12 protein-coding genes are annotated in these 12,258 nt (G+C 71.6%); 5 read left to right on the top strand and 7 right to left on the bottom strand.

The annotated features are described in order from the left end of the window. Positions 1-303: 303 nt before the first annotated feature. Positions 304-1,389 carry a succinyldiaminopimelate transaminase gene (dapC, locus tag E1293_RS36860; protein ID WP_132203058.1) on the bottom strand — a complete coding sequence of 362 codons (1,086 nt, stop codon included), beginning with the start codon at positions 1,387-1,389 and terminating at the stop codon, positions 304-306. Positions 1,390-1,587: 198 nt separating this feature from the next. Continuing rightward, on the bottom strand, positions 1,588-1,914 hold the full coding sequence (fdxA, locus tag E1293_RS36855) for a ferredoxin (protein ID WP_132203056.1): 327 nt from the start codon (positions 1,912-1,914) through the stop codon (positions 1,588-1,590). Between the two features lie 112 nt (positions 1,915-2,026). Between fdxA and E1293_RS36850 the strand changes: the two genes are divergently transcribed. Continuing rightward, positions 2,027-2,287: a putative acetyltransferase gene (locus E1293_RS36850; RefSeq protein ID WP_132203054.1), complete on the top strand. Its 261-nt coding sequence runs from the start codon at positions 2,027-2,029 to the stop codon at positions 2,285-2,287. Here E1293_RS36850 and E1293_RS36845 read toward each other — a convergent pair. From E1293_RS36845 to E1293_RS36835, 3 genes are all read right to left on the bottom strand, one after another. Beyond that, on the bottom strand, positions 2,284-3,225 hold the full coding sequence (locus E1293_RS36845) for a polysaccharide deacetylase family protein (RefSeq protein WP_243717091.1): 942 nt from the start codon (positions 3,223-3,225) through the stop codon (positions 2,284-2,286). The two genes, E1293_RS36850 and E1293_RS36845, sit on opposite strands and share 4 nt — an antisense overlap. A gap of 162 nt (positions 3,226-3,387) precedes the next feature. Further along, positions 3,388-4,260, bottom strand: a complete 873-nt coding sequence (locus E1293_RS36840) for an enoyl-CoA hydratase-related protein (RefSeq protein ID WP_132203050.1) — start codon at positions 4,258-4,260, stop codon at positions 3,388-3,390. 49 nt (positions 4,261-4,309) lie between these two features. After that, positions 4,310-4,645: a hypothetical protein gene (locus E1293_RS36835; RefSeq protein ID WP_132203048.1), complete on the bottom strand. Its 336-nt coding sequence runs from the start codon at positions 4,643-4,645 to the stop codon at positions 4,310-4,312. 45 nt (positions 4,646-4,690) lie between these two features. On the opposite strand from E1293_RS36835, the gene E1293_RS36830 reads away from it, so the two are divergent. After that, complete coding sequence (locus E1293_RS36830; RefSeq protein WP_243717089.1) at positions 4,691-5,497, top strand: class I SAM-dependent methyltransferase; 807 nt, start codon at positions 4,691-4,693, stop codon at positions 5,495-5,497. Positions 5,498-5,518: 21 nt separating this feature from the next. Further along, complete coding sequence (locus E1293_RS36825) at positions 5,519-6,166, top strand: hypothetical protein (protein WP_132203044.1); 648 nt, start codon at positions 5,519-5,521, stop codon at positions 6,164-6,166. On the opposite strand, the gene E1293_RS36820 is transcribed toward E1293_RS36825, so the two are convergent. Then, positions 6,167-8,041 carry a TNT domain-containing protein gene (locus tag E1293_RS36820; protein ID WP_243717087.1) on the bottom strand — a complete coding sequence of 625 codons (1,875 nt, stop codon included), beginning with the start codon at positions 8,039-8,041 and terminating at the stop codon, positions 6,167-6,169. It abuts the gene before it with no gap. A gap of 329 nt (positions 8,042-8,370) precedes the next feature. Here E1293_RS36820 and E1293_RS36815 point away from each other — a divergent pair, with 329 nt between their 5' ends. Then, on the top strand, positions 8,371-10,446 hold the full coding sequence (locus tag E1293_RS36815) for a transposase (RefSeq protein ID WP_243717085.1): 2,076 nt from the start codon (positions 8,371-8,373) through the stop codon (positions 10,444-10,446). A gap of 94 nt (positions 10,447-10,540) precedes the next feature. Beyond that, positions 10,541-11,629 (top strand): alpha/beta hydrolase family protein, encoded by a 1,089-nt coding sequence (locus E1293_RS36810; RefSeq protein WP_165978555.1) that lies wholly within the window; start codon positions 10,541-10,543, stop codon positions 11,627-11,629. Here E1293_RS36810 and E1293_RS36805 read toward each other — a convergent pair. Beyond that, on the bottom strand, positions 11,613-12,258 hold a 646-nt coding region (locus tag E1293_RS36805), incomplete at its 5' end, for a zinc-binding dehydrogenase (protein ID WP_132203038.1). The genes E1293_RS36810 and E1293_RS36805 overlap by 17 nt on opposite strands.

The following is a 12,258-nucleotide window of genomic DNA, read 5'->3' as shown; positions in this document are numbered from 1 at the left end:
CGTGCGGGGCGGCGGGCGCCGGGGCCGCGGCCGAACCGCTCGAACGCCGCCGCAGCAGGACGGCGATGAGCACGACCAAGGCGGCCAGGATCAGCACCAGAAGGATCACTATTGCCGCTTTGCCCACGGACACCTCCATCGATTCGTCCACATCCGGGGAGAGACCTGCGGGATCCTACCGACTGTGGCCTCTCATGCCCATACCGCGGTCAGACGTATTAGATGAACCGTCGGTTTCATGGGAGAACGTCGGATTTCACGCAGGCCGCGTCCGGGACCGGACGAGGGACTGACCGGGTGCGCTCAGAGGCGCGCGGCGGCGGCCGCGACGCGGTCGTCGGTCGCGGTGAACGCGATCCGGACATGCCGGGCGCCGGCCGGGCCGTAGAACTCGCCGGGGCCGACGAGGATGCCCAGGGACGCCAGATGGCCGACGGTGTCCCAGCACGGCTCGTCCCGCGTGGCCCACAGGTACAGGGACGCCTCGGAGTGGTCGACGCGGAAGCCGTGCCGCTCGAACGCCTCCCGCAGGACGGCGCGGCGCCGCGCGTACCGGGCGCGCTGCTCGTCCACGTGCGCGTCGTCGCCGAACGCGACGGTCATCGCGGCCTGCACCGGCGCCGGGACGATCATCCCGGCGTGCTTGCGGACCTCCAGCAGCCGCTTGACGAGGGCGGGGTCGCCGGTCACGAACCCGGCGCGGTAGCCCGCCATGTTGGAGCGCTTGGACAGCGAGTTGACCGCGAGCAGGCCCTCGTGGGAGCCCTCGCACACGTCGGGGTGCAGGACCGAGACGGGCGGCCTGTCCTCGTCCCAGCCGAACTCCAGGTAGCACTCGTCGCTGACGACGACCGCGCCGCGCCCGCGCGCCCACGCGACGACCTTGCGCAGATGCTCGGCGGGCAGCACCTTGCCCGTCGGGTTGGACGGCGAGTTCACCCACACGATCTTCGGGTTGACCGGGCCGAGCGACAGCAGCCCGTCGGTCGCCACGGGCGTCGCACGGGCCAGCCGCGCGCCCACGTCGTAGGTCGGGTAGGCCAGTTCCGGGAAGACGACCTTGTCGCCGGGGCCGGCGCCGAGGAGCGTCGGCATCCAGGCGACCAGCTCCTTGGTGCCGATGACGGGGAGCACCGCGTCCGGGTCGGCGCCGGACACGCCGGCGCGGCGGCGCAGCCAGCCCGCGACCGCCTCGCGGAGCTGCGGCGTCCCGTAGGTCTGCGGGTAGCCGGGGGCGTCGGACGCGCCCGCCAGCGCCTCCCGGATCGGCTCGGGAGTGGGGTCCACGGGCGTGCCGACCGACAGGTCGGCGATGCCGTCCGGGTGCGCGAGCGCCCGCTCCTTGTAGGGCGCGAGCCGATCCCACGGGAAGTCCGGCAACGTGAACAAGACCCCAACTCCTCCTTCGCAAACCCGCCGGGCCGTGGTCGTCCGACGACCACGGCCCGTTTTCGACGCAGGCGGCCCAGGGCTCCGCGCCCCGCGTGGAGCGCTCCCGGACCTACCCGCTCAGTGTCCGTCTGGGGGGCGACCCCCAGACCCCCGAAGGGGACTGACGGGCGATCCTCGCTTCGCTGCGGTCACCCGTCAGTCTTCCTGGCTCTGCGGCGGCAGCGCCGCCACGAGCGGGTGGTCCTTGTCGATCTTGCCCACCTTGGACGCGCCGCCGGGCGAGCCTAGGTCGTCGAAGAACTCCACGTTGGCCTTGTAGAAGTCCTTCCACTGGTCAGGCGTGTCGTCCTCGTAGTAGATCGCCTCAACCGGGCAGACCGGCTCGCACGCACCGCAGTCCACGCACTCGTCCGGGTGGATGTACAGCATGCGCTTGCCCTCGTAGATGCAGTCGACCGGGCACTCCTCGATGCATGCCTTGTCGAGCAGGTCCACGCAGGGCTGCGCAATGACGTAGGTCACGTCAGTGACTCCTCTCGGATATCCGGCCCCGCCGCACGTCACGGGTCGCCGCAAGCTCGCTGTGAATAGTATGGCCGCCCCGGCGCACCCGATTCGACATGGGGGTCCTCACATGTCCGGCCGCTTCGCCGCACGCCTGGTGGTGTCCATCAGTCACGCGGACGTGGGTCAGCGGATCTCGCTGCGCCGGCGTCTGCCAACGGGAGAGTACAGCGACGTCGTGGGCGTGCTCGAATCCTGGTCCGGCGGGGCGCTCACGGTGCGCCGCCGCGACGGCGAACTCGTCGAGGTGCCCGAGGCGATCATGGTCGCGGCGAAGGTCGTCCCGCCGCAGCCGCCGCCCCGGCGCCGTCCCCGCCGGGAGGACGGCTAGCCGGCCGAACTCGCCGGGCTCGGGCCGACGGGTCCCGGGCTGACCGGTCCCGGGCTCGTGGGAGCCGGGCTCGCGGGAGCGGTACTCCCGGGCGCCGTGCTCCCGGGCGTCGGGCCGGCGGGTGATCCGGCGGGCGATCCGGAGGGTGGCGGGTTGGCGTTGACCTGCGCGGGCTTCGTGACGCGCTCGGTATAGGTCTGGCCGCCCGTGAGGCGCTCGCCGCCGAACAGCTCCGACACGGTGACGAACGTGAAGCCGCGCTTCTTCAGCCCCTCCACCACCTTCGGGATGGAGTCGACGCTCGGCTTGTGGATGTCGTGGAACAGCACGATGCCGCCGGCCTCCGGGTCCTTGATCCCGACCCGCGTGTCGCGGGTGACGTTGCGGTAGCGCCAGTCGAGCGTGTCGACGCTCCAGAGGATCAGCGGCATTCCCACGGCGTGCCCGACCCGCTTGTTCGTGGACCCGTAGGGCGGCCGCACCAGCGTGGGCGCCATCCCGGACGCGTCCTTGATGACCTTCTGCGTCCGCTGGATCTGGGACCGCACCTCTGCGGTCGAGAGCGTGGTCAGGTCCGGGTGCGACCAGCTGTGGTTGGCGACCTCCTGGCCCTCCAGCGCCATCCGCCTCACCACGTCGCGGTGGGCGCCGACGTTCTCGCCGAGCATGAAGAATGTGGCGCGCACGCCATCCTTCTTGAGCGTGTCGAGCAGCCGCGCCGTGTACGGGCCGGGCCCGTCGTCGAACGTCAGCGCGACGCACTTCACCCGGTCGCAGTCGATCTTCCTGGCCGGCGGCGGCGCCGGGCTCGGCGTCGCCTGCGCCTTGCGTCCCAGCGTGGCGTGCTGCCCGGCGGTCCGGGCGTGCCGCTCCGCGTGGCTGCATCCCGCCGCGAGCAGGACTCCGACCCCGATGATGGCGTATTTCGTAGTTCGCACCACGCACCCCCGAAACGTGTTGCCTCGGGCGGCTCATACCCTCCGTCACAGTGGCGACACACATCACCAAGGTCCGGAAAATCAAGATCGTCCTTTGTCCGCACGGGGGGCGCTCCTCCATCATGCAAACGCCCTCCGCGCGGCCGGACGCCGGGGTCCCCTCTACCGGACGGGCCAGTCCGGAACCTCGGGCGGGAGGTCCTTGCTGACGCGCATCGGGAAGTCCGCGTCGCGCTTGTCCAGGAAGGACGAGACGCCCTCGATGGCGTCGGCACCGCCGCCGAGCGCGGCCATGAGGCGGGAGTCGGCGATGTGCGAGTCCCACGGGGACGGGGCGGACAGGCCCGACCACATGAGCCGGCGGATCGCGGCGACGGAGACCGCGGACGTGCCGCCCGCGATCTCGGCGGCGAGCGCGTAGGCGGCGGGGAGCAGCTCGTCCGGCGCGTAGACGCGGGAGACGAGGCGGCCGTCGAGGGCCTCCTGGGCGTCGAAGACGCGGCCGGTCGCGGCCCACTCCATCGCCTGCGCGATGCCGACGATGCGCGGCAGGAACCAGCTGGACGCGGCCTCGGTGACGATGCCGCGGCGCGCGAACACGAACCCGAACCTGGCCTTCTCGCTGGCCAGCCGGACGTCCATCGGGAGGGTCATGGTGACGCCGACGCCGACCGCGGCGCCGTTGAACGCGCCGATGACGGGCTTCAGGCAGCGGGCGATGCGGAGCGCGACCGTGCCGCCGCCGTCGCGCGGCGTGCCGTCCTCCAGGATGTCGTCCTCGCCGGCGAACATGTCCTTCGACCGCTCCTTGTCGAAGGTGTCGCCGCCGCCGCTCAGGTCGGCGCCCGCGCAGAACGCCCGCCCCGCGCCGGTGACCACGACCACGCGGACGTCGTCGTCGGCGTCGATGCGGTCGAAGACGTCGAGCATCTCGTTGCGCATGGTGAACGTGTAGGCGTTCATCTTGTGCGGACGGTTCAGCGTGACGGTCGCGATCCCGTCCCGGACCTCGTACTCGATCTCTGCGTACGGCACCCTGCGCACCCTTCTCCCGGCCTTGGAGAATCCGATTCTAGAACGGATCTCAAGTGCGGGCCTCGGGAAAGAGCCGGAGCACGACGTCGCGGCGCCACGCGGCGAGGTCCCGGTCGTCCGGCGGGACGGGCGCGAGCGTCCCGTCGCCGGCCGGTGTGAGACGGATCTCAATTCCGGGCAGCGGCTCGTCCGGGATTCCGCCGGCGGCCGCGAGGCGCTTGGCGAGTTCGGCGAGGACGCGCGCCCAGCCCTGCCCCAGATACGGCGGAACCCCGTCCGCGCGCAGTTCCGGCAGATCGCGGGCGGCCAGGCCCAGGGTGCGCAAGGTCAGGCCGTCCGGCCCCTCGGCACCCACGACGCGGACCTCGGACGTGACGTCCGCCACTGCAAGGCCACCTCCTGTTGGCGCATTGTCCGATAAATTATGACAGTGAATTGGGCCGTGACGACGTACGACTCCGCCTTCGGGTATGTCTCCGCGCACGGTGCCCCCTTGGTCGACCTGCTCGATCCGCAGCCCGGCGAACGGGTCATCGACCTCGGCTGCGGCACCGGCGCGTTCAGCGCGGAGATCGCCGAACGGGGCGCCGAGGTGCTGGGCATCGACGGCAGCCCCGACATGGTCGCGCAGGCGACCGCCATGCAGCCGGGGCTGTCGTTCATCGTGGGCGACGCCCACGACTTCACCGTCGGCGACTCCTTCGACGCGGTCGCCTCGAACGCCGCCCTGCACTGGATGACCCGCGACCCCGACGCGGTGATCGGCCGCGTGCACGCGGCGCTGCGTCCCGGCGGCCGGTTCGTCGGCGAGCTGGGCGGCGCCGGCAACTGCGCCGAGCTGATCGTCGCCATGCAGACGGCGTGGCGGGTGTTCGGGCTGGGCGAGCCCGAGCTGCCCTGGTACTTCCCGTCGCCGGCCGAGTACGCGGCCAAGCTGGAGGAGGCCGGGTTCACGCTGCGGCTGCTGGAGCACGCCGAGCGCCCGACCCGGATGACCGAGGGGCCGAACGGCGCCGCCGACTGGGTCCGCGCCTACGCGGCCCGCGCCCTCGCCGACGTCCCGCCGGAGCTGGTCGACCCGCTCCTCGACCGGGTGAACGACCTGGCCGCGCCCGCGCTGCGCCGCGAGTCCGGCTGGGTCGCCGACTACGTGCGGCTGCGGTTCGCGGCCGTCCGGCGGTCGGACGGCGCCGCGCCGACGCCGTTCGGGCCGCTGGCCTCCGACCGGCCGCTGTAGTCCCGGCCTAGGGTGGGAGGCATGCTGCGGCTCTACGACCATCGGACGGGGACGGCGGAGGCGCTGCCGCCGGGGCGCGGGCTCCGCGTCCAGTTGCTGGACGGTGCCGGGTATCGCCGTCCGGTCGTCGCCGATCTGCTGCGGCGGGTCGCGGGGCGGGCCGGGCGCCAAGTGCGCGCCGCGGGGACCGGGCTCACCGCAGGCGACCTGGACGACTACAGCGTCCAGCCGTTCGAGGACGGTTCCCTCCCCGACGCCGATGTGTACGTGTCGGGTGCGGCCGATGCGGATGCCCTGTGCCTGGTCGTGCCGCAGGAGACGGGGGCTTCGCCTGACCCGCTGGCCGCGCGCCTGGCGATGCTGGAAGTGCATTACCGGGAGCCGCTGGAGTTGACGGCGGCGCGCTCGTCGGCCGCCGGGGAGCGGCTGGCCGCGTGGCGCGGCATGGTCGCCGAATGGGCGACGTCGCCGGGACGTCCGATCAACCGCGCGTACGCGTCCGAGGCCGAGGCCGCGCTGGCCGACGACCTGGACTCCCCCGCCGCGCTCGCCGTCCTCGACCGGCTTGCCGCCGACCCGGACGTGCCGCCGGGCGCCAAACTGGAGACGTTCATCCACCTGGACCTGGTGCTGGCGCTGGGCCTGGTCTCCGCGATCGGCGGCGCGTAGTCAGAGCTCGATGAGGCCGCCGTCCGCGAGCAGGTCGGCGATGGACCGGCGGAACACGTGCGCCGTCCCGCCGCCGGGTTGCCCGAACCACGAGACGGCCGTTCCGGTCAGCGTCTCCATGGGCCGCTGCAACCGGTAGAGGTGATACGGGCGGTCCTGCCAGTCGTGGGGCAGCGACCTCTGCGAGTACGGGGTGCGGGCTGCGTACGTAACGTTGCCGTCTGGGGCGCCATAGCGGTCGACCTCCGTTCCTGCCGCGAGTTCCATTACGTGACGGTCGCGCAGTAGGGAGAGCGGGGGCTCGCCCTGGAGCGGCTCGAACAGGCCGTCCTGGACGCTGTGGCGTGGGTCAAGGAGAAGTCGCCCTAGCAGATGTACGGACGCCTCTTCTGCGTCGTCGAAAGCGACCTCCTTGCGCCGCTCACCATCCCTCATCTGGAAGACCGTCCAGCCGCTGTCCCGGGGCATGAGGCACCAGACGCCCTCCGCCACGTCGTTGATGCGGTACGCGGCGCGGTCGACGCGGAGCTGATCCAAGCGGTGCTGGAGCCGCTTCACCCAGTCGGGCTCCGCCGGCTCAGGGGTGGCGCGTCCGGTGACGGCCGCGTTCGCGGCATCCATGATGTCGTCGTCCACAGCGGGGACCCGGAACCCATTGGCCCTTATGTGCGCCACCAGGTCGGCCTCTGGCGGGACATCGTGTTCGGTCAAGTAATAGGCCACGGCGGCCGACCACACCCACGTCCCATCGGTGTGGAACGTCAGCGGCACGGACTTCCCCCGCGACGGGTCGAGCCGGTCGGGGGCGTTCGAGCGGGCGGCCATGACGGTCGGCGCCTCCCGCAGGTAGCCGGCGACGCGGCCTGTCTCGCCCGGCGGGACGGACGGACGCGACACGCCGGGACGTCCGCCGTCCGGGCCCGCATGGTCGAAGATCTTCGCCCGCCGCAGCCCCGTCCGCTGCGGCGTGTCGACGACCGTCACCGACTGCGGAGGCGGCCCGAGCCGCCGCGTCATCCACCCGGGCACGTCGTCGCACGGGAACCTTTCCAGCTCGCGCCGGACGTCGTCGGCGGACGGCTCCGTGTCCCACTCCGGCTCGTCATCGTTGGTGAAGCTCGCGCGGCAGCGGACCTCCCCGTCCACGTAGGCGACCTCGAAGTCGATCCGGTACCAGGTGGAGCCCTGGAAGGCGTGCGTCCCCGCACGGAGCCGGTCGAGGAGCCCTCGGACCGCCGCCGGCGCCGTCCAGGCGGTCGTGCTGCCGTCGGCGAGGCGACACGTCATCGCGGGGAACTCGACGTGCCCGCCGACAGCCTGGTAATGCCCAGAGACCTTCTCCCACAGCGGCGGCGCCTGGTCGGCGACACACAGCGCGACCTGGTTCGACAGCAGCTCCATCTGCTCGACGGGATTCATCGGACCGGAGGCGGCGAGGTCTTCCGCGGGCTCGCGGCCCTCCAGGCGGTCGCGCAACCAGCCGGGCACGCTCGCGCCGTCCCGCGGCAGGACGATCTGGTCGCGGCGCCAGCAGTCCACCGGGATCGGCGGCTCCCACAGCGGGTCGAAGTCGTGGTTGTAGTGCGGCGACACGGACCCGGCCTCGATGATCGCGGCCATCGAGAACCAGGAGCCCCGCTCCGACAGGTAGTGCGCGCGGCGCAGATCCAGCAGCAGGCCGGTCAGCTCCTCCGGGACGGACCCGACGGGCGCCGCCCCGCCGTCGCCGGTCAGCACGGTCAAGGAGACATCGTTGACGGCGACGGTCGCGAGGCAGCGCAGGTCGATGCGGCACCATCCGGGCGGCGCGAGCCGCCGCGCCGCCTCGGCGACCTGGCGTTCGAGTTCCGCGATGCGGTCGCTTCGCCCCGTCACGGCCACGTCCCTCCGTCCCGGTGGCTCCCCCAATGGCACCTGCTCGGCAGATTAACCGCACGAATCCACCTATTGCGGAGTGGCCCGCCCGTTCGCGACGCTCGCGGGAGAATCACGACTTTCCTTGGCGGTCCTTGGTGGTTGGTATGGCTTGGCGTGGCGGGGTGCACGGTGAAGCCTGCGTGGCTAATGTGGCCACGACGAACAGGTGTTCGACTTGCTCCGGGGCTGCTCGCCACCGGCCACTTCACCCGGGAAGGACTAGTCAGCTCGTGCGCCGGAAGCTACCGCTGGGCGAGGGGGAGACTTGCAATGTGGCGTGTGCGCGGGTGGCGCTGCGCGGCGGGGTGGAGGAGTCGAACGGCGAGGCGCTGACGGCGTCGGTGCTGGCGGTCAGAGTGGGGTGGGCGGCGGACCTGGCCGCGGGCATGGCCGCACGGTTGCTGTGCGAGCATTGGAACGCCGCCGACGTGAGTGTGCTGGCTGGTGGGGCGGGGCCGGACGGGCGGCCGCTACCGTCGCATGCGTGGATGGCGCTGCGGCGCTTGGGCTGGGCACTACCCGACGATGCCGTCCCAGGAGAGGTAAAGGTCAATGACCGGATCGTGCGGATGGCGCAGGAGCAGGCCGGACGCACCCTGCGTGGGGCCGAACACCGGGCCGGGGTGATCGCCGGGATCCTCGCGGCCTGGCCCGCCAACCCCGGCAAACGCACCCCAGAGGAGTGGGATGCCGTCCGAGACGCGGTGCCGGACGGCCGGTCCCTGCCCAGTAACCTCATCAAGGCCCGCACCCGGCAGATCGACGCCTTCCTGGCCGAGCACGGCCGTCTCCCAACCGGGGTTTTCGACCTGGAAAAGCCGCCCCGCGCCGCCAAGATGCTGATCTTGGCGGCGGTCGACCGGCAGCAGGCCACCATCGAACGCCACGACGCCGACCCCGCCCGGGTGGTGCTGCGCCTGCAACTGCCGACCCGGCCCGACCCCCGCGCCTACCGCGACTGGTCGTGGGTAGCCTGCCCGATCACGCTGCCGCCCACGGTTCCGACCCGCGCGGTGCTACACCTGCCCACTCTGCGTCCCCAGGGCGCCCGAGTGCGGGCCGACCTGTCCTTCACCCACGCCGTCCCCGCCGCCCGGCGCACCGGCCATACCATCGCCCTCGGCGTGGACTGGGGCTTGAACACCCTGTTGTCGGCCGGGGCATGCCGACTCCACGACGACGGCATCATCACCACCTCGGGAGCCGGCGCCATGTTCCGCGCCACCGGGATACTGGGCAAACGGGACCGGCTTCGCCGTGAGTCCGAACATATTCACGCCAAACTCGACCAATACCAACGCCTTGCCCTCCGCCCTGGCGAAGTCGACCGCCGGGACGCAAGCGACACCGGCAGCAGGAAGGAGCACGGGTTAGGAACAGCGTGTGAGAGCGGGCTTCTAGCAGCGCGGCACGCCCGGTTGAGCACCGAGAAACAACGGATCTCCGCCAAGCGGTCGGAGTTGAACAACGCCCTGGCCAAGCAGGCGGCCCGATGGGCGGTCGACCAGGCACTCGCAGCCGACGCCACCGTCATCTACCTGGAAGACCTGCGCTCGATGGAGGCCACCGGCCAGGGCCGTACCCACAACACCCGTATGTCCCAAACGGTGCGCGGACAGGTCGTGGCGTGGATGCGGCACCTGGCCGCCGGAACAGGGATCGCGGTGGTCGCCGTCCCGGCCCACAACACCTCCCGGCTGTGCCCCGGCTGCCTCGTCCCCCTCAAGCATTGCGCCGCCCCCGACCGGCCGAACGACAGGGGTTGGAAATGGGCCCGCTGCTCCAACCCCCGCTGCGGGTGGCAGGGTGACCGCGACCATGGGGCGTGGCGGCGCATCGCCGCTCGCGGCCTCACCCACCAGACCACCACCAGCACCGACCGCACCACTGGAAAGATGACCATCCACCGGGTCATCCACAAGTTCGAAACCCGCGCAGTGATCGCTCCCGCACCTGCCGCGGATACCGCGCCGGTGCGGAGTGACCGGTCCAAGACCGGCGCCAGAGCCCGGAACGAGCTGGACAAGCCTTCTGTCACCACCCGCCCCGTGCCCAGGCGACGCGGGGTCCCCTCCACCAACCCGCACCCCGCACGCCAGGCGGGACAGGCAGGCCAGCGTCCGGAGGGACACGCACCCAAGGCCCCGACGGCCGCACCAGGGCAGCTGCCCCGGGCGGCCCACCGCGGGTACCAGGGCGTTACCACGATCAGCACACCCGCCCGGCCGCGGCACACGCCGCGAGGGGCGGCATTGGGTGCAGGATTCCACCTGCACGCCCACGCCACCCCACCACGATGGGCCGATCCACTTAGTCGCCACACGCAACATGACTACGGATCCTCAGCTGATCAGAGACGCTAATTTCGATGTCGTGTCGACCGCAGCTCCAGAGTCATCCGCCCCGGCATCGCCGGAAACGCCGCGCCACCGGCGTCGCCCCCGTCCCCGCCGGCTGATGGCGGCGGCCCTCGCGGTCACCGTGCTGCTGTGCGCGGTCGTCGGCGGGATCGGCTGGTACTTCGCCGGCGTCGCCATCGAGGTCGACCACTCCGCCGAATACCCGCTCACCATCGAGGACGTGGGGAACGGCACGGTCACACTGTCCCGCGAACCGATATCGGAACGTTCCGGGACGTGGGCACTGGTCTGGGAGAACGGGCGCGCTCTGCTGGGCCCCGTCGTCGGCGGGGACGATTCCCATGTGGTGCGGAAGGTGTCGTCCATGGTGGAGGGCACCCTGGAGAAGGACACCCCGGCGACGGTCGACCACTGGGTCTACGACGGCGACCCGAAAACGGCTCTCGGACTGCCTTTCCAGGACGTCACGTATCCGTCCAAGGTCGGGCCCATGCCGGCGTGGCTCTTGCCTGGGACGTCCTCCAAGGGCACATGGGTCATCGGTATTCACGGGCGGAACGCGGACAAGGCCGAGACGTTTCGCGCCATGCGGGCCGTGCATGGGCTGGGGCTACCGATGATGTCCATCGCCTACAGGAACGACGTGGGCGCGCCTCCGTCCGACGACCGGAAGAACCATCTCGGCGACACCGAATGGCAGGACGTGGTCTCCGCCATGGGCTACGCACGCGCACACGGCGCGACCGGTGTCGTCCTCTACGGATGGTCCATGGGCGGTGCCATGGTGATGACGACGTTGCGCAAGGATCCGTCGTTCGTCCGTGGGGTCGTCCTCGACTCCCCCGTCATGGACTGGAGCGCGACCCTCGACAAGCAGGGCGACGCCCGCCATCTGCCCCGCTTCATGACGGGCGTGGCCAAGCACGTCCTGCAGTGGCGCATCGGCATCGAGCTGTCCGACTTCGACCAGCGCCCCTACGCACCCCACCTGCGGACACCGACGCTCCTCTTCACCACCCGCGACGACGCCACCGTCGCCAACCGGCCCGCCTTCGCCTTCGCCCGGACGGCGCCGCCCGGCATGGTCACGCACATCACCACGCCGGGCGACCACACCGAAGCCTGGAACATCGACCCGGCCGCCTACGAGCGTTCGCTGACGGCCTTCCTCAAGAAGGTCGGCTGACCTCCAGAAGAGTCTTTCCGACCGTACGGCGCGACTGGATCGCCGCATGCGCCTCGGCGGCATCGTCGAGCGGGAAACGCTGCCCGACCAGCGGCTTGAGCCGCCCCTGCGCCGCCGCGGCGAGCGCGCTCTCGGTGAACTCGCGCAGCTCCTCGGGCGTGGCCTTCGGACCGACGAGCGTCACGCCTCGCGCTTGCGCGTCCTCCTCGGAGATGTTCGCCCATTCGCCGCTGGCGAGCCCGAAGCTGACCATTCGCCCGCCCTGCCGGAGCAGGGCGAACGCCTCACGGGCCACGTCCCCGCCGATCCCGTCGAAGACGACGTCGACCTTCTCGACCTTCCCCGCCCACCCCGGCCGGCTGTAGTCGACCGCCTCGTCGGCCCCGAGCCGCATCGGCACCTCGGTCTTCTCACCCCCGGCCGCCGCGACGACGGTGGCGCCGCTCGCCTTCGCCAACTGGACGAGAAGCGTCCCGACACCCCCTGCGGCCGCCTCCACCAGGACGCGCTCGCCCTCACGCGGTTGAGCGGCTCGCAGCATCATGGTCGCCGTCCGTCCGTCGGCCAGCAGCGCAACCGCATCATCGAGCGCCAGCCCGTCCGGCACCTCGAAGAGGCCCTTCGCGTCC

The organism is Actinomadura darangshiensis (genome assembly GCF_004349235.1).
Lineage (GTDB): Bacteria > Actinomycetota > Actinomycetes > Streptosporangiales > Streptosporangiaceae > Spirillospora > Spirillospora darangshiensis.
The sequence above is the reverse complement of the archived record's forward strand: the minus strand, read 5'-3'. Positions and strand labels throughout refer to the sequence as shown.